Consider the following 15,744-nt stretch of genomic DNA (forward strand, 5'->3'; position numbering starts at 1 on the left):
GTTGTTTGTCCACAGCCATTCGTGTCCCTGTCCGGAACACGGTGCCTCGCCCGCCGTTTGTTTGACACAAACGGAGAGACGCCGATGAACTTGCTCCCCCTGCAGATCGTTCTGGGTTTCCAGGTTGCCGCCGCCGTCGTGATCTTTGTCCAACTCATGAAGGGCGAAGACGGCGACGGACCGCTGCGCGCAGAAAAAGCGGATCGCCTCCGCAAACACCGTGCGATCCTTCGATCACCCGGTGACGACGCGCGCTAAACTCTCATATCGCATCGCCGCTCAAGGCGAGCTATCTCGCAAAAAGGGATTGCTCGTCAGTCCATCTTGCCGTGGCAGTGCTTGTACTTCTTGCCTGAACCGCACGGGCAGAGTGCATTGCGCGAGACGCGGCCCCAGGTGGCGGGATCGTTCGGATCGACGGCCCCATCGCTGCGGCGGCTCTGCAGCGGCGCACGCTTCTCAGGCTCAGGCAGCGTATCGCGACGGGCGCGGGCGCCTGCAATCGCGGCATCCGCCATCGCCAGCTCAGGATCGCGCTCGACGAAATCATCATAGCCCGACGACGCATCCATGTGGTGCGCTTCCATCGGCGGCAGTTCGTATGGCTGCAGCATCGGCTGATCTTCTGGCGGCGCCAGTTCGACATGCATGAGCTGACCCGTCACGTTTTCGCGCAGGTGGCCAAGCATGTTCTCGAAGAGGATGAACGCTTCGGACTTATACTCGTTCAGCGGATCGCGCTGGCCGTAAGCACGGAAGCCAATCACTTGGCGCAAATGCTCGAGCGTAACGAGATGCTCGCGCCAGAGATGATCGAGCGTCTGCAGCAGAACCATCTTTTCGATTTGACGATAAAGCTCCGGCCCCATCTCCTGGGTCTTGGCCTCGACCTTGGCGTCAACCGCGGCCTTGATGCGCTCGCCGATTTCTTCGTCGGCAATACCTTCCTCGGCCGCCCAGGCTTCGATCGGAAGCTCAATGCCGTAGATGGCGTTGACCTGCTCGATGAGGCCCTTCACGTCCCACTGCTCAGCGTAGGCAGCCGGCGGGATGAAGCGCGTAACAAGCACGTCGATTAGCTCGTTGCGCATTTCGTGGACGGTTTCCGAAACGTCCTCTTGGCCCATGATGTCGAGACGCTGCTCGAAGATGACCTTGCGCTGGTCGTTCATCACGTCGTCGTATTTCAGAATCTGCTTGCGGATGTCGAAGTTGCGCTGCTCAACCTTTTTCTGCGCGGTTTCGAGCGACTTATTCATCCAAGGGTGCGTGATCGCCTCGCCTTCTTTGAGGCCGAGCGTCTGCAGCACCTTGTCCATGCGCTGCGAGCCGAAGATGCGCATCAGATCGTCATCGAGCGCGAGATAGAACTTCGAACGGCCAGGGTCACCCTGACGGCCCGAGCGGCCGCGCAGCTGATTGTCGATGCGGCGGCTTTCATGGCGCTCGGTCGCAAGGACGTAGAGGCCGCCCGCTTCAAGCGCTTTTTTCTTCTTGTCGGCAACGTCGGCAACAAGCTCATCGCGCTTCGCCGAGATCGCCGATTCATCTGGCGGCGTGCCCTTCGCCGTTTCCTCGGCGATCCAATCGCGAAGACGGAATTCGGCATTGCCACCGAGCTGAATGTCGGTGCCGCGACCGGCCATGTTGGTGGCGATCGTGACGGCGCCGGGCTGACCGGCTTGCGCAACGATGTTGGCTTCCTGCTCGTGATAGCGAGCGTTCAACACCTGATGCGGGATGGGATACTCGTTGCCCTTGGCGTCATTGACGAGCCTCGTCAGCAGTGCCGCCATATCGGTGAAGTGCTTGCGCAGCTCTTCTTCCTTGCCCGGCTTCAGGCTGGCGGCCTGCTCCTCGAGCTGCTTAGCGAGGCCCTTGATGTACTTCTTGTCTTTCAGAAGCTCGGAAAGCTGCTCTGAGCGCTCGATCGACGTCGTGCCGACGAGAATCGGCTGACCGCGGCTCATGGCTTCGGCGATGGACTGGACGATCGCTGCAAGTTTCTCGCGCTGCGTGCGATAGATCTCGTCGTCCTCGTCGAGACGGCTGACGGGAAGGTTGGTCGGGATTTCGATGACTTCGAGGCCGTATATGTCGAGGAATTCGGAGGCTTCCGTCATCGCCGTGCCGGTCATGCCGGCGAGCTTCTTGTAGAGGCGGAAGTAGTTCTGGAAGGTGATCGACGCCAGCGTCTGGTTCTCGGGCTGAACCTCGACGTGCTCCTTGGCTTCGAGCGCCTGATGCAGACCTTCCGAGTAACGGCGGCCCGGCATCATGCGGCCGGTGAATTCGTCGATGATGACGACTTGGCCGCCTTTGACGATGTAATCCTTGTCGCGCTGGAACAGCTTGTGGGCTTTGAGCGCCTGCGTGAGATGGTGGACGAGCGTGACGTTGTCGATGTCGTAGAGCGAGCCTTTGAGCAGGCCCGCGTCTTCGAGCGCACGCTCCATCTTTTCGTTACCGGCTTCCGTAAAGGAAACCTGGCGCTGCTTTTCATCGAGTTCGAAGTCTTCGGGCACGAGGAGCTTCATCAGCTCGTCGATCGACTGATAAAGGTCGGCGCGGTCTTCGAGCGGGCCGGAGATAATCAGCGGCGTGCGCGCCTCGTCGATCAGGATCGAGTCGACCTCGTCGACAATGGCGTAGCCATGGCCGCGCTGAACCATCTCGGAATAGTTCATCTTCATGTTGTCACGAAGATAGTCGAAGCCGAGTTCGTTGTTGGTGGCGTATGTCACATCGCAGGCGTAAGCGGCCTTGCGATCCTCGTCCGACATGTCATGGATGATGACACCGACAGTAAGCCCGAGGAAGCGATAGACCTGACCCATCCAGTCAGCGTCGCGCTTGGCGAGGTAATCGTTGACGGTGACGACGTGGACGCCTTTGCCCGCCAGAGCGTTGAGGTAAACTGGGGCAGTCGCGACGAGCGTCTTACCTTCGCCGGTCTTCATTTCGGCGATGTCGCCCTGGTGAAGCACCATGCCGCCGATCAGCTGAACGTCGAAGTGGCGCTGACCGAGCGTTCGTTTGGCAGCTTCCCGAACCGTTGCAAACGCGGGGACCAGAAGATCGTCGAGTGATGCGCCTTCGGCAAGCTGCTTGCGGAACATTTCGGTGCGGGCGCGAAGCTCCTCGTCCGAAAGATTCTGCAGCTCCGGTTCGAGGGCGTTGATCGCTGCGACTCGCGAGCGAAAGCCTTTGACCCTCCGCTCGTTGGAAGAGCCAAAGATTTTCGAAGCGAGACCACCGAACGAGAGCATCTTTAAGTTCCGTCCCTACAAAATTCGTGTTGGCCACGCACGCGCGCGACCAGGCTCAGTTTCAAGCGCCGGGCAGCATTCAGCAAAAAATGCGCGGCAAGGGGTGCCCCGCCACGCCTGCGTCAACATTCCCTCGGAGCTGCTAAACGCGCGGTCGTGACGGGCTCAAGACCCGATCCGATTAGCGGGAGACATAAGAACTCGCCCCCCTGACTGTCAATGTTCTGTGCGCGATGGCAGAGGATGGCGATTTCCTGGCACCCTCCCAACTTTTAACTTGGTTTTCGGCCTCCGGACCGCTATCGAGGCGCGCTTATTGGCCGCCCGCGTGCGGTTACGCCGTCGTGCCTGAATGAGCTTATGAGACGGCCCATTATTTCGACTTCAAACCCACAGCGGAGCCCAACGCCGATGAAGCGCATTGCCCTGGCTATTTTCACATTCGCGCTCGCAGGCGCAGCTTTGCCGCTGGCAGCCGCGGCCGACGACAAAGCGCCGGCATCGCCGGATAAAGTCATTGCAACGATTGACGGAAAACCGATCACGGAAGGCGATCTGGCGGTCGCGGAAAGCGAAATCGGCTCCGATATGGGCACGATGCCGGGGCCGCAAAAGCGGGCATCTCTGCTCGAATTCCTCATCGACAACCAGCTCTTTGCCGAGGCTGCCGAGAAGGACAAGCTTGACCAGTCGGCTGATTTCCAGACCCGCCTCACATACCTGAAGCGCCGTGCGCTGCGTGAGCTTTATTTCGAAAAAGTCATCAAGACGGGCGTGACTGACGCCGACGCGCGCAAGATCTACGATGAGCAAGTCAAGCTTTTAAAGCCGGAAGAGGAAGTATCGGCACGGCATATTCTTGTTGATACCGAAGCAGAAGCCAAAGCTTTGAAGGAAAAAATCGACAAGGGCGCCGACTTTGCCCAGCTCGCCAAAGAAAACTCGAAAGATCCGGGCTCGAAAGACGATGGCGGTAACCTCGGTTACTTTGGCCACGGGCAGATGGTGCCGCAGTTTGAAGAAGTCGTCTTCAAGCTCAAGAAGGGCGAGGTTTCGGACCCGGTGAAGACCCAGTTCGGTTGGCATCTCGTCAAACTTGAGGATCGCCGCGTTAAGCAGCCGCCAGCGTTCGACATCGTCAAGGATCGCATCATCCAGTCACTGCTGCTCCGGAAGGCGCAGCAAACAGCCGTCTCGCTGCGGTCGGGCGCGAAAGTCGATGTCGTCGATCCGGAAATCAAGAAGGCGATCGACGAGCGGCAAGCCATGATCCAGAAGCAATCGCAACCGAAGGCGGTCGATACGCCGCCGCAGGACGCGCCGAAGCCTTAACCGCTTCGATCACCGAAAAGAATTCAGACGGGCTGCTTGATTATGGCAGCCCGATCTGTTTCAGGGAGCCTCTTACTCAGCTGGAGGTTCCCTCATGGGCAAAGTCACGAGCGTTTCCCCGTTCGCGCCCGCAAGTCTTGCAAAACTGCCTGTCATCGAGGGCGTCGCGTTTGCGACCGCCGAAGCCGGCATTCGCTATAAAAATCGCACAGACCTGCTGCTCACCGTGCTCGCCGAGGGGACCTCGGTCGCGGGCGTCCTGACGCAATCGAAAACGGCGTCAGCGCCGGTCCTTGCCTGCCGCAAGCATCTAAAGAAAGGCACGGCACGAGCGCTGGTCGTCAACTCGGGCAATGCCAACGCCTTCACCGGGAAGAAGGGCGCCGAGGCGGTCGATATCACCGTCACGCACGCCGCCGACGCGGTTGCATGCAAGCCGCATGAGGTTTTCGTTGCATCGACAGGCGTCATCGGCGAACCGCTGGATGCGGAAAAATTCGCGCATCTTCTCGCCGATTTGGCAAAGCGCGCCGAGCCTGACGCTTTCGAGGCGGCGGCGCGCGCGATCATGACGACGGACACCTTTCCGAAACTCGCGACGCGGACCGCGCTCATCGGCGACGTCGAGGTGACGATCAACGGCTTCTGCAAGGGTGCCGGCATGATCGCGCCCGACATGGCGACGATGCTGTGCTTCATTTTCACGGATGCCGCCATTTCTTCCGATGCATTGCAGGAACTCCTGGCAGAGCACGTCCAGACGACGTTCAACTGCATGACGGTCGATGGCGATACGTCGACCAGCGACACCTGCCTGATGTTTGCGACGGGCGCCGCAGAGACACGCGGGCAGAAGCCCGTGACGAAGGCAAAGACGAAAAAGCTGCAGGCTTTTTCGGACGCGCTTCAAGATTTGATGCGCGATCTGGCGATCCAGGTGGCGAAGGATGGCGAGGGCGTCTCGAAGTTCGTGACGTTCGAGATTACCGGCGCGAAGTCGTGGCATGCGGCGCGGACGATTGCGCTCACCTGCGCCAACTCGCCGATCCTAAAGACGGCAATCGCCGGCGAAGACCCGAACTGGGGCCGGGTCGTGATGGCGGTCGGCAAATCGGGCGAGGCCGCAGACCGCGATAAACTGACCATTTGGTTTGGTCCGCATTGCGTCGCACGCGACGGCGAACGCGCCGAAGAGTATGACGAAAAGACGGTTGCGGCCTACATGAAGAACGCCGAGATCGTCATTCGCGCCGACGTCGGCGTCGGCAAGGCAGCGGCGCGCGTTTGGACGTGCGATCTGACGCACGAATACGTGTCGATCAATGCCGACTACCGCAGCTAGAGGCGACACGGAGCAGGGCGAGCCTGACCGTGGGATGAAAGGACCGATCACGCGATGGAACACAGCTTCTGGGAAGAGCGCTGGCAGCGCGGCGAGATCGGGTTTCACCAACCCCATATTCATGCCCAGCTGCAGCAGTTCTGGCCGGGGCTGTCGCTGCCGAAGGGGAGCATCGTGTTCGTGCCGCTTTCAGGCAAGACGCGCGACATGGTTTGGCTTGCCGAGCAGGGTCACAAGGTGATCGGCGCGGAGCTTTCCGAATTGGCGGTTCGGGACTTTTTCAAAGACTGCGGGTTGACGCCTGCGGTCACGCCGAGCGGGCCGTTTCATGTTTTCGAGGCCGGCCCTTACAAGATCTATCAGGGTGATTTCTTCGCTCTGCCCGCGGATGCCCTTCGCGGCGTTGCCGTTTGCTATGACCGTGCCGCGATGATTGCACTGCCGCCCGAGATGCGGCCGCAGTACGCAGAAAAGCTTGCGAGCGTGCTACCGCCAGAGGCTGCAATTTTCGTGATCTCCATCGAATATCCTGAAGGCGAGATCAAAGGTCCGCCGTTTGCCGTAGCTCAGGACGAGGTGCGTGCGCTTTTCGGCAAGCTGTACGACATCGACGTTCTCGAAGTGCGCGATGGGCTCGCGGCCAGCGACAACCTCAAGAAGCGCGGCGTGACACGGCTCGAAGAGGTCGCCTATCTGCTCAGGCGGCAGGCATGACGAACCCCCTGTTGCTCGTTGCGGCCGTCGCGCTCATCGACGACGATAATCGCGTGCTGCTCGCCCAGCGCCCCGAGGGCAAGTCGATGGCCGGACTGTGGGAGTTTCCCGGCGGCAAGGTCGAGGCGGGAGAAACGCCCGAGGATGCGCTCTGCCGCGAACTCAAAGAAGAACTTGATATTGAGCTGTGCCGGCCGTGCCTTGCGCCGTTCAACTTCGCGAGCCACGCCTACGAGAAATTCCACCTGTTGATGCCGCTTTATCTCTGCCGCACATGGGACGGTGAGATCTGCCCGCGCGAAGGTCAAACGATCAAATGGGTTCGCGGCATCGAGCTGAGCCGCTATCCGATGCCGCCCGCAGATGAGCCCCTTATTCCGTGGCTCCGGGATCTTTTGGCCGAGATTTCAGGACATCGGCCAGGCTGACTTTGGCTGAGCCGGGTTGCAGCGGCTTCTGCTGGCTTTCGTGCGGCACCCAGCCCGTGAGCGTGACAATCTCGAAGGTCGCCGAGACACGGCCATTCGGCAGGCCGAAGCGGTCCTGATAAATCTCGGCGGCGCGCAAAAGCAGGCTTCGCGTTACGGGGGCGCGACGACGTTCGGCCAGCGGATTGCTGGCGGCCATGGCTTTGAGTTCCTGCATCAAGGCCAGCGGCGACGCGTACGTCACCTCGATGATGTCGTTGTCGGCGACAGGCAACGCGAAACCCGCGCGTTGAAGCAGGCCACCCAGGTCACGGACATCGGCAAACGGCGCGACCCGGGGAGAAGCGCCGCCGAGCACCTCGTCCTCCGCCAAAATCCAGGCTTCTCGCAGCTCCTTCAGCGTTTCGCCACCGAGCAGCGCACCGAGAAACAGGCCATCCGGCTTCAGGGTGCGATTGATCTGGACAAGCACGCCCGGCAGATCGTTGACGAATTGCAGTGACAGCCCGGAGACGACAAGATCGAGAGCGGCTGGAGCGAACGGCAATGCTTCCTCGTCAGCGACGACCTTCCAGTCTTTCCCGCGCGAAAGGGCATCGTAGGCCGGTTCGACATCGACGATCCGGCCGATCGTTGGAAGCTGCCGGAGCCGCGCCGCCAACAGTCCATGATAGGCCCCTAGGCTGGCGGCCACAGGGAACTCCCGGCGCACGAAGATGAGGCGTTCGGCAAAGTCGTCGGCGACGCGTTCCAGCAGAAAATCGGGAAGCGGCTGGTCGGCGCACACCCTGGCGATGCGATCGCGGCGGGCGCGGAGCAAAGTCCGGTCGAAAATACGGGGCGCTACAGCCATTTTGTCTCTTTCCGCGGCGTCGCGAGAACCTCGGCCCGGTTCCTCTCGCCCGCGTTAGCGCGTTGGGCTAGAGTTGCGCAATGTCGAATAGTCAGCCGGTTGCGTATGAGGACCCCGCGGAGGCACCGCGCCACGCCGGCCGCTGGGCGTTCGCGCATGGTCTGAAGCACCTCGGACGCTCCGCTCTCGATGTTCTGCTGCCGCCCCTGTGCCTCGGCTGCCAGACGCGCATTATGGACCACGATGCCCTGTGTCCATCATGCTGGCGGCAGGTCGCGTTCATCCGGCCACCGCTGTGCGATAGGCTCGGAGTACCGCTGGCAATCGACACCGGCGGACCGATGCTCTCGGCAGCCGCCATCGCCGATCCGCCAGACTACGACAGGGCGCGGGCCGTTGCCCGCTTCGACGGGCTGATGCGGCTGTTGATTCATGGTTTCAAATTCCACGACAGCCATAACGCGCGGCGGCTGTTCGGACGCTGGCTGGAGGTGGCGGGCGAAGAGTTGCTGGCGGACGCCGACGTGCTGGTACCCGTGCCACTCGCGCGCTGGCGGCTGCTGTCGCGGCGGTTCAACCAGGCGCAGATTCTGGCCATGGAAACCGGCCGGCGCGCGGGCAAGCCTGTTAATCCTTTCGCACTCGTCCGCCGCCGCTCGACGGGGCACCAGGTTGGACTAACCCGGGCGCAACGCCTTAAAAATGTGTCAGGTGTTTTCCGGGTTCCCGCCAACGAATTGCCGAACGTGTCCGGAAAAGCCATAGTTCTGATCGACGATGTGATCACGAGCGGCGCGACGGCATCAGCCGCCGCAATTGCCCTCAGACGTGCCGGTGCACGGCGCGTGGATGTCCTCGCACTTGCTATTGTTTCAGAATGATATTCTGAAACTGGAAAGGGCGTGACATAGGCGCGGCACAGCGGCGCAAAACTGCAAAGCAAGGTTGCATGACCTCGCGAACGCGCTACTTTTGATTCGAATGATTTTTAATGGCGTAGTGAGAGGCGCCGAGCAATGCCGAAGGTGACGGTCTACACGGCTGGAAATTGCTGTTTTTGCCATATGGCGAAGGATTTGTTGCGCCGGAAAGGCGCTGCCTTCGAAGAGGTCGACCTGACTGGACGGAGCGATCTACGTGCGGAGCTGACTTCGCGCTCGGGTGGCCGGCGGACAGTCCCTCAAATCTGGATCGGCGACGTGCACGTCGGCGGCTGTGACGACCTTTACGATCTCGATCGATCGGGCCGCCTTGATACGCTGCTGACGGCGTCCTGAGATGGCATCCGGGTCCAAGACGGCTTTTCGCGCGGCGCTCGTCCAGATGCGGGCACGCCGTGACGTCGGACGCAACGTCACTGACGCCGTTTCGCTCATCAAGGAAGCGGCCAGCAAAGGCGCGGTCTACATCCAGACGCCGGAATGCACGACGTTGATGGAACTCGACCAGCCGCGCTTGATGGCCGAGACGAAGCCAGAGCAGAGCAATCCTGCCCTTCAGGCTTTCACCGACGCCGCCCGCAAGCAGAAGATCTGGCTGCACATCGGCTCGATGGCGGTCAAGGTTGCCGAGGGACGATTGGCGAACCGGTCCTATCTCATTGCGCCGGACGGCAACGTCGCGGCGCGCTACGACAAGATCCATATGTTCGACGTCGACCTCGGCGGCGGCGAGATCTATAGCGAAAGCGCCAACTATCAGGCAGGTCCAAGCGCAATGCTTGCGGATCTGCCGTGGGGCCGGCTCGGCCTGACGATTTGCTACGATCTGCGCTTTCCGGCGCTGCATCGGGCTCTCGCCAAGGCGGGGGCCAAGTTCATCGCCGGACCAGCTGCCTTCACCCGGACCACCGGCGAAGCCCACTGGCACACCCTTTTGCAAGCGCGCGCTATCGAGACGGGCACGTTCATCCTGGCGGCAGGCCAGGGCGGATTGCATGAAAACGGCCGGGAGACGTTCGGCCATAGCCTTATCATCTCACCGTGGGGCGAAATCCTTGCGGAAGCGGGCGTCGATCCCCAGGTCATTACTGCGGATATCGACGCCGCCTACGCGGATCAGATCCGGCGGAAAATTCCGTCGTTGATGCATGACCGTGATTTCGATGTCGTCGTCGCGACACCTTCGAAATCGCCGCACTTGGTACACGAGCAGTGATCAAATATCTTCTAGGATGTGCCTCCGGGCACGAGTTCGAGAGCTGGTTTCGCGCCAGCGCCGACTTCGACGCGCAGTCTCGCTCGGGTGAAATCGCCTGTCCGCACTGCGGTTCGATCGAAGTCAGCAAGCTGCCGATGGCACCTTCGGTCGTCACCAAGCGTGCGGCGCTCCCAGCACAATCGACGCAAGACGCCAGTCCAGCGGCTGCCGGGGGTGGCGGCAACGGCGCTGCGGTGCGCGAGGCGCTCAGGGCCTTCGCTCAGAAGATTATTGCCAATACTGAGGACGTCGGGCCGCGCTTCGCCGAAGAAGCCCGTAAAATGCACTTCGGAGAGACAGAAGAGCGCCAAATCCGCGGCAGCTCGACGCTCGAAGAGGCCCAGGAGCTTGCAGAAGACGGCGTGCCGTTCGGCATTCTGCCGACGCCTCCGGACGAGCTAAATTAACCACCGAACCGATGCTTGCCCTTTTCCCGGCGTAGTTCGCCGATCAGGGAGGCATTTTGACGGTTGCGAGACAGGCCGGAAGCGGTGCAAACATCTTCCGATAGGGCAGTACGCCCTGCGGAGATCACGCCTGAATGACCTCGACCGTTGCCCGTCTCGATCCGTCCGTGCGCGCTGCCAACCGCGCCGGTCCCGCAATCCGTCACGATTGGACGAGTGAAGAAGCGCTGGCGCTCTACGAGCTGCCGTTCATGGATTTGCTCTTCCGCGCCCAAAGTGTCCACCGGACATCGTTCGATCCCAATAAAGTCCAGATGAGCCGCCTGCTGTCGATCAAGACCGGCGGCTGCGCGGAAGACTGCGGGTACTGCAGCCAGTCGGCCCATCACAAGACCGGCCTCAAAGCCTCGAAGCTGATGGAAGTCGAGCGGGTTATTTCGGAAGCGAAGAAAGCCAAGGCCGCGGGCGCGACGCGTTATTGCATGGGCGCGGCGTGGCGCAGCCCGAAAAGTCGCGACATGGACGTCGTCGTCGCGATGGTCGAGGGCGTCAAAGCGCTCGGCATGGAAACGTGCATGACGCTTGGCATGCTGACGGATGACGATATCGTCAAGCTACGCGATGCGGGCCTCGACTACTACAATCACAACGTCGATACGTCGGAAGCCTATTACAGCAAGGTGATTACGACGCGCACTTACGCCGACCGGCTCGACACACTCGCGCGCGTTCGCGATGCGGGCATGAAGGTTTGCTCGGGCGGCATCGTCGGCATGGGCGAAGAGCGCCAGGACCGCGTTGATATGCTGGTGACGCTCGCCAATCTCGACGAACATCCCGAGAGCGTGCCGATCAACATGCTGATCGCCATTCCAGGAACGCCGCTCGAAAATACAAAACAGATCGATCCGATCGATTTCGTGCGCACCATCGCGGTCGCCCGCATCATGATGCCGAAGTCGTTCGTCCGTCTCTCGGCCGGCCGCACCGACATGAGTGATGAGATGCAGGCGTTGTGCTTCTTTGCGGGCGCAAACTCGATTTTCGTCGGCGAAACGCTGCTGACCGCCGACAATCCCGGCGAAGACAAAGACGGCAAACTTTTCGCCAAGCTCGGACTTTCGGCGCTTGAACTCGATATCGACACGTCTCCGGAGCACGAGCCCGCGACGTGCGCGGGACATCAGGATGCCAGGCAATCATGAGCGTGCGCTCGACGCGCTCTCCCGCCGTGGGCGTCTGAGAACGCTAGAACCCGCGCACGGACTGGACTTCACGTCGAACGATTATCTCGGCTTGGCGCAATCGCGCGCGCTTGCCGACGCCATCGAAGCGGCGATTGCGCGCGGCGTTCCGGTCGGCGCGGGCGGATCGCGTCTGTTGCGCGGTAATCACGCTGAGCACGAGCTTTTAGAGCAGGAAGCGGCGCACTTTTTCGGCGGCGAGACCGCGCTTTATTTCGGCGGCGGCTTCATTGCCAATACCGCGCTTTTTTCGACGTTGCCTGCACGCGGCGATCTCATCGTCTACGATGAGTTGATCCACGCCAGCGCGCATGAAGGCATGCGGCTGTCGAAGGCTGAGGCAAAGGCCGTGCGCCATAACGATGCGCAAGGTTTTGACGATGCGATCACGGCATGGCGCGCGACCGGCGGCACCGGGCAGCCGTGGATTGCGATCGAGAGCCTCTACAGCATGGACGGCGATCGCGCGCCCATCGCTGAGCTCGCGGCGATCGCGGATCGTCATGACGCGATGCTGATCGTGGACGAAGCACATGCCACGGGCGTGCTCGGTCCAGATGGGCGCGGCCTCGCCGCCGATCTCGAAGGCCGCGAAAACGTCGTCACGGTGCATACGTGCGGAAAGGCGTTGGGCGCGACGGGCGCACTTGTGATAGCGCCGCGCACTATTCGCGATTTTCTGGTCAATCGCGGTAGAGCCTTTATTTACGCGACAGCACCGTCGCCGCTGATGGCTGCCGCCGTGCGCGCAGCGCTCAACATTTGCCGCAACGATCCGCAACGGCGGCAGCGCTTGCACGATCTCGTCGGGTTTGCCGCGCGGGAACTGACGACGAAAACGCGCTTTGCGGCTTCAGGCTCGCAGATCCAGCCATTGATCATCGGCAGCGATGGCACGGCGATGGCGCTTGCGACAGCGATGAAGACCAGGGGTTACGACATCCGCGCGATCCGTCCGCCGACCGTGCCGGAAGGCACGTCACGGCTTCGACTCACGATTACGCTCAATGTTTCCGAGCTTGAAATTACGCGCCTCATCGACGATCTCGCGGCGGCTGAAGCGGAGAATGCAGCATGACCATCCGCATCGTCGTCGCCGGCACCGACACGGATGTCGGCAAGACCGTTTTTTCCGCGGCGCTGACGAGCGCGCTCGACGGCTATTACTGGAAGCCGGTGCAGTCGGGCCTTCAAGGTGAGACGGATTCCGATGTCGTCAGCCGCGTGACCGATCTTGCGCAGTCGCACATCCTGCCGGAAGTCTATCGGCTGAACACGCCCGCATCGCCGCATTTCGCCGCAGAAATCGACGGCGTCGAGATCGATGCCCGACAGTTATCGCCATTTGGGCTGCCGACACCGCTCGTTGTCGAGACAGCGGGTGGATTGATGGTGCCGCTGACGCGCAGACTTCTGCAGGTCGATCTTTTGGCGCAGTGGCGTCTTCCCGTGATCCTGTGCGCATCGACAAAGCTCGGCACGATCAACCATTCGTTGTTGTCGATCGAAGCGTTGAAGCGCCGAGCGATTCCTATTCTAGGCGTTGCATTCATCGGCGACGCGAATAGCAATAGCGAAGAAGCGATCACATCATTTGGAGGCGTTCGGCGCCTGGGCCGCCTCCCACGGCTTGCCAAGCTCGACGCCTACAGCCTGCAACGCGCATTCGCCGAGAATTTCTCCGTTGCCGACGTCCTCGACATCGGGGCGGTCGGCCCATGACCGCGTCACCGATCTGGCATCCGTTCACGCAACATGCGCTCGAACCCGATATGCGCCGCATTCGGGCCGCTGAAGGCGCGTGGCTCGAAGCCGACGATGGGCAACGAATCTTCGACGGCGTGTCGTCGTGGTGGGTTATCACGCACGGGCACCGGTATCCGAAAATCATCGCGTCAATGCGAGAGCAGGCGGAGGCGCTGGATCAGGTGATTTTCGCGGGCTTCACGCACGCGCCGGCGGAGGCCGTCGCGGCGGGATTGTTGAAAATCGTGCCGCCGGGGCTGTCGCACGTTTTCTTTTCCGACAGCGGCTCGACGTCGGTTGAGGTGGCGCTGAAAATGGCGCTCGGCTACTGGAAAAATATCGGCGCCAAGCGCACGCGCATTCTGGCGCTTGAACACGGCTATCACGGCGATACCATCGGCACGATGTCGGCGGGTGCGCGCGGAGTGTTCAACGCGGCCTACGAGCCACTTTTATTCGAGGTCGGCCGCATCCCCTATCCGAAACCGCATCACGCGCAGCCGACGTTCGATGCGCTCGAGATCGCATGCCGCAAAGGCGACGTGGCGGCCTTTATCTGCGAGCCTCTAGTGCTCGGCGCGGGCGGGATGTTGTTCTATGACGCCGACACTCTGAAAGAAATGCATCGCATCTGCAAAGCGCACGACGTGCTGTTCATCGCCGACGAAGTCATGACATGCTTCGGGCGCACCGGCACCGTTTTCGCGTGCGAACAGGCCGGCATCTCGCCGGACATCCTTTGCGTCGCGAAAGGGCTGACAGGCGGCTCAATCCCGCTTGCCGTGACGCTCTCGACGACTGCGATTTACGACGCGCATCTTTCGAAAGATCGGTCGCGGACGTTTTTTCATTCTAGTTCATACACGGCCAATCCGATCGCCTGCGCCGCGGCGGCGGCCAATCTCGAAATCTGGCGGACCGAGCCCGTGCTGGAGCGCATCCTTGCACTCTCCCAAAATCAGGCTTTGTGTCTCAACGAACTGCAAACCGATCCGCGCTTTGCGAGCTTGCGGCAGCTCGGAACGATTTCGGCGTTCGAGCTTGCTGACCTTCAACCTGGCTATCTGGCTGACGTTGCCTTGAAGCTCAGAGCGCGATTACTGGAGCGCGGCGTCCTGCTTCGCCCGCTGGGTTCGACGGTTTATATCATGCCTCCCTATTGCACGACGAAGGACGAACTTAGATTCGTCTACAATGCCCTCAGCGAGGCCGTCGATGAGGTGCTGGCATGAGCGGAGTCGCCATCGTCGGGCACGGGCATTATGCGCCGGAGCGCGTCGTGCCGAACCACGAGATCGAAGCGCGACTCGGTCTCGAAGCCGGCTGGATCAAACGGCGCACCGGTATCGACGCGCGGCGCTACGCGGCCGAGGGCGAAGCGCTCTCCGATATTGCGATCAAAGCCGGTGATATGGCCCTGGCACGGTCCGGCATGTCGCGGGACGACGTCGGGTTGCTGCTGCTTGCGACGTCTACGCCCGATCATTTGTTACCACCATCAGCGCCGCTTGTTGCGCATCGCCTCAGGCTTTCGAATGCGGGTGCAATCGACATGGCGGGCGCATGTGCGGGTTTTCTTTACGCGCTGACGCTTGCCGATAGTTTCGTGCGCACGCAGGGTATTCCGGTGCTCGTCATCGCGGCGAATATTCTTTCCCGCCGCATCAATGAAAGCGATCGGGGTAGTAGCGTGCTGTTCGCGGATGCGGCCGGCGCGGTATTGCTGGCGCCGACTGAGCGTCGCGATGCTGGAGTTATCGGCGCGCATCTCGCGTCGAAAGGTCAGTACTACGATCTGATCAAGATTCCGGGCGGCGGCAGCAGGATGCCGTTTTCCCAGATCACCGATCCGAAGGACGTGCTGATGATGATGGAGGACGGTAAGGCCGTCTATCAGGGCGCCGTCGCTATCATGACGGACTGCGCTGAACGTTCGCTTGCAAAAGCGGGGCTCGCGCCGTCGGCGGTGACCGACCTTATTCCGCATCAAGCCAACGCGCGGATGATGACCACCATTGCGCACCGACTCGACATTCCTGCTAACCGTCTGCGTTCGACAATCGAGAACTTCGGCAACAGCTCGGCCGCGACGATACCGTTTACGCTGTCGGCGACGGCCGAAGCGCGGCCCTATAAGCAGGGCGACGTCGTGTTGATGACGGCGGCGGGCGCGGGATTGACCGGCGGCGCCGCCGTCTTCCGTTGGTAGA

General features: G+C 61.3%; 16 protein-coding genes. 14 read left to right on the forward strand and 2 right to left on the reverse strand.

The genetic code is table 11. The features are described from left to right. The first annotated feature begins 84 nt into the window (after window positions 1-84). Window positions 85-258, forward strand: coding sequence for a hypothetical protein (locus ACLB1Z_RS19975; RefSeq protein WP_409561399.1), 174 nt, complete (start codon window positions 85-87; stop codon window positions 256-258). A gap of 56 nt (window positions 259-314) precedes the next feature. Here ACLB1Z_RS19975 and secA read toward each other — a convergent pair whose 3' ends face one another. Then, a complete protein-coding gene (gene secA, locus ACLB1Z_RS19980; protein WP_409561400.1) occupies window positions 315-3,269 on the reverse strand; it encodes a preprotein translocase subunit SecA in 2,955 nt (984 codons plus the stop codon). A 411-nt stretch (window positions 3,270-3,680) separates the two neighbouring features. On the opposite strand from secA, the gene ACLB1Z_RS19985 reads away from it, so the two are divergent. The 4 genes from ACLB1Z_RS19985 (at window position 3,681) to mutT (ending at window position 7,085) form a co-directional block, all read left to right on the forward strand. Next, window positions 3,681-4,601 carry a peptidylprolyl isomerase gene (locus ACLB1Z_RS19985; protein WP_409561401.1) on the forward strand — a complete coding sequence of 307 codons (921 nt, stop codon included), beginning with the start codon at window positions 3,681-3,683 and terminating at the stop codon, window positions 4,599-4,601. 94 nt (window positions 4,602-4,695) lie between these two features. After that, window positions 4,696-5,943: a bifunctional glutamate N-acetyltransferase/amino-acid acetyltransferase ArgJ gene (gene argJ, locus ACLB1Z_RS19990; RefSeq protein ID WP_409561402.1), complete on the forward strand. Its 1,248-nt coding sequence runs from the start codon at window positions 4,696-4,698 to the stop codon at window positions 5,941-5,943. A 54-nt stretch (window positions 5,944-5,997) separates the two neighbouring features. Next, window positions 5,998-6,657, forward strand: a complete 660-nt coding sequence (locus ACLB1Z_RS19995) for a thiopurine S-methyltransferase (protein ID WP_409561403.1) — start codon at window positions 5,998-6,000, stop codon at window positions 6,655-6,657. Beyond that, window positions 6,654-7,085 carry an 8-oxo-dGTP diphosphatase MutT gene (gene mutT / locus ACLB1Z_RS20000; protein ID WP_409561404.1) on the forward strand — a complete coding sequence of 144 codons (432 nt, stop codon included), beginning with the start codon at window positions 6,654-6,656 and terminating at the stop codon, window positions 7,083-7,085. Before ACLB1Z_RS19995 ends, mutT begins: the two co-directional genes overlap by 4 nt. On the opposite strand, the gene ACLB1Z_RS20005 is transcribed toward mutT, so the two are convergent. Then, on the reverse strand, window positions 7,030-7,938 hold the full coding sequence (locus ACLB1Z_RS20005) for a methyltransferase domain-containing protein (RefSeq protein WP_409561405.1): 909 nt from the start codon (window positions 7,936-7,938) through the stop codon (window positions 7,030-7,032). The genes mutT and ACLB1Z_RS20005 overlap by 56 nt on opposite strands. Window positions 7,939-8,018: 80 nt before the next feature. Between ACLB1Z_RS20005 and ACLB1Z_RS20010 the strand changes: the two genes are divergently transcribed. The 9 genes from ACLB1Z_RS20010 (at window position 8,019) to ACLB1Z_RS20050 (ending at window position 15,743) form a co-directional block, all read left to right on the forward strand. Next, a complete protein-coding gene (locus ACLB1Z_RS20010; RefSeq protein WP_409561406.1) occupies window positions 8,019-8,819 on the forward strand; it encodes a ComF family protein in 801 nt (266 codons plus the stop codon). Between the two features lie 135 nt (window positions 8,820-8,954). Beyond that, a complete protein-coding gene (gene grxC / locus ACLB1Z_RS20015) occupies window positions 8,955-9,215 on the forward strand; it encodes a glutaredoxin 3 (protein ID WP_013950032.1) in 261 nt (86 codons plus the stop codon). Window position 9,216: 1 nt separating this feature from the next. Continuing rightward, window positions 9,217-10,095 carry a carbon-nitrogen hydrolase family protein gene (locus tag ACLB1Z_RS20020; protein WP_409561407.1) on the forward strand — a complete coding sequence of 293 codons (879 nt, stop codon included), beginning with the start codon at window positions 9,217-9,219 and terminating at the stop codon, window positions 10,093-10,095. Beyond that, window positions 10,092-10,544 (forward strand): DUF1178 family protein, encoded by a 453-nt coding sequence (locus tag ACLB1Z_RS20025; protein ID WP_013950034.1) that lies wholly within the window; start codon window positions 10,092-10,094, stop codon window positions 10,542-10,544. The genes ACLB1Z_RS20020 and ACLB1Z_RS20025 overlap by 4 nt, the downstream gene beginning before the upstream one ends. 134 nt (window positions 10,545-10,678) lie before the next feature. Further along, window positions 10,679-11,749, forward strand: coding sequence for a biotin synthase BioB (gene bioB / locus ACLB1Z_RS20030; RefSeq protein ID WP_409561408.1), 1,071 nt, complete (start codon window positions 10,679-10,681; stop codon window positions 11,747-11,749). Then, window positions 11,733-12,866: an 8-amino-7-oxononanoate synthase gene (locus ACLB1Z_RS20035; protein ID WP_409561409.1), complete on the forward strand. Its 1,134-nt coding sequence runs from the start codon at window positions 11,733-11,735 to the stop codon at window positions 12,864-12,866. Before bioB ends, ACLB1Z_RS20035 begins: the two co-directional genes overlap by 17 nt. Then, window positions 12,863-13,510 carry a dethiobiotin synthase gene (gene bioD / locus ACLB1Z_RS20040; protein WP_409561410.1) on the forward strand — a complete coding sequence of 216 codons (648 nt, stop codon included), beginning with the start codon at window positions 12,863-12,865 and terminating at the stop codon, window positions 13,508-13,510. Before ACLB1Z_RS20035 ends, bioD begins: the two co-directional genes overlap by 4 nt. Next, entirely contained in the window at window positions 13,507-14,766 is a 1,260-nt protein-coding gene (locus tag ACLB1Z_RS20045; protein ID WP_409561411.1) for an adenosylmethionine--8-amino-7-oxononanoate transaminase, read from the forward strand. The genes bioD and ACLB1Z_RS20045 overlap by 4 nt, the downstream gene beginning before the upstream one ends. Further along, window positions 14,763-15,743, forward strand: a complete 981-nt coding sequence (locus tag ACLB1Z_RS20050) for a beta-ketoacyl-ACP synthase III (RefSeq protein ID WP_409561412.1) — start codon at window positions 14,763-14,765, stop codon at window positions 15,741-15,743. Before ACLB1Z_RS20045 ends, ACLB1Z_RS20050 begins: the two co-directional genes overlap by 4 nt. Window position 15,744 lies beyond the last annotated feature (1 nt).

The organism is Hyphomicrobium sp. MC8b (assembly GCF_905067615.1).
In the GTDB taxonomy this organism is placed as follows: domain Bacteria; phylum Pseudomonadota; class Alphaproteobacteria; order Rhizobiales; family Hyphomicrobiaceae; genus Hyphomicrobium_B.

Coding starts and splice junctions, on each gene's coding strand:
- ACLB1Z_RS19975 (WP_409561399.1), top strand. CDS start 85: ATGAACTTGCTCCCCCTGCAGATCGTTCTGGGTTTCCAGGTTGCCGCC.
- secA (WP_409561400.1), bottom strand. CDS start 3,269: ATGCTCTCGTTCGGTGGTCTCGCTTCGAAAATCTTTGGCTCTTCCAAC.
- ACLB1Z_RS19985 (WP_409561401.1), top strand. CDS start 3,681: ATGAAGCGCATTGCCCTGGCTATTTTCACATTCGCGCTCGCAGGCGCA.
- argJ (WP_409561402.1), top strand. CDS start 4,696: ATGGGCAAAGTCACGAGCGTTTCCCCGTTCGCGCCCGCAAGTCTTGCA.
- ACLB1Z_RS19995 (WP_409561403.1), top strand. CDS start 5,998: ATGGAACACAGCTTCTGGGAAGAGCGCTGGCAGCGCGGCGAGATCGGG.
- mutT (WP_409561404.1), top strand. CDS start 6,654: ATGACGAACCCCCTGTTGCTCGTTGCGGCCGTCGCGCTCATCGACGAC.
- ACLB1Z_RS20005 (WP_409561405.1), bottom strand. CDS start 7,938: ATGGCTGTAGCGCCCCGTATTTTCGACCGGACTTTGCTCCGCGCCCGC.
- ACLB1Z_RS20010 (WP_409561406.1), top strand. CDS start 8,019: ATGTCGAATAGTCAGCCGGTTGCGTATGAGGACCCCGCGGAGGCACCG.
- grxC (WP_013950032.1), top strand. CDS start 8,955: ATGCCGAAGGTGACGGTCTACACGGCTGGAAATTGCTGTTTTTGCCAT.
- ACLB1Z_RS20020 (WP_409561407.1), top strand. CDS start 9,217: ATGGCATCCGGGTCCAAGACGGCTTTTCGCGCGGCGCTCGTCCAGATG.
- bioB (WP_409561408.1), top strand. CDS start 10,679: ATGACCTCGACCGTTGCCCGTCTCGATCCGTCCGTGCGCGCTGCCAAC.
- ACLB1Z_RS20035 (WP_409561409.1), top strand. CDS start 11,733: ATGCCAGGCAATCATGAGCGTGCGCTCGACGCGCTCTCCCGCCGTGGG.
- bioD (WP_409561410.1), top strand. CDS start 12,863: ATGACCATCCGCATCGTCGTCGCCGGCACCGACACGGATGTCGGCAAG.
- ACLB1Z_RS20045 (WP_409561411.1), top strand. CDS start 13,507: ATGACCGCGTCACCGATCTGGCATCCGTTCACGCAACATGCGCTCGAA.
- ACLB1Z_RS20050 (WP_409561412.1), top strand. CDS start 14,763: ATGAGCGGAGTCGCCATCGTCGGGCACGGGCATTATGCGCCGGAGCGC.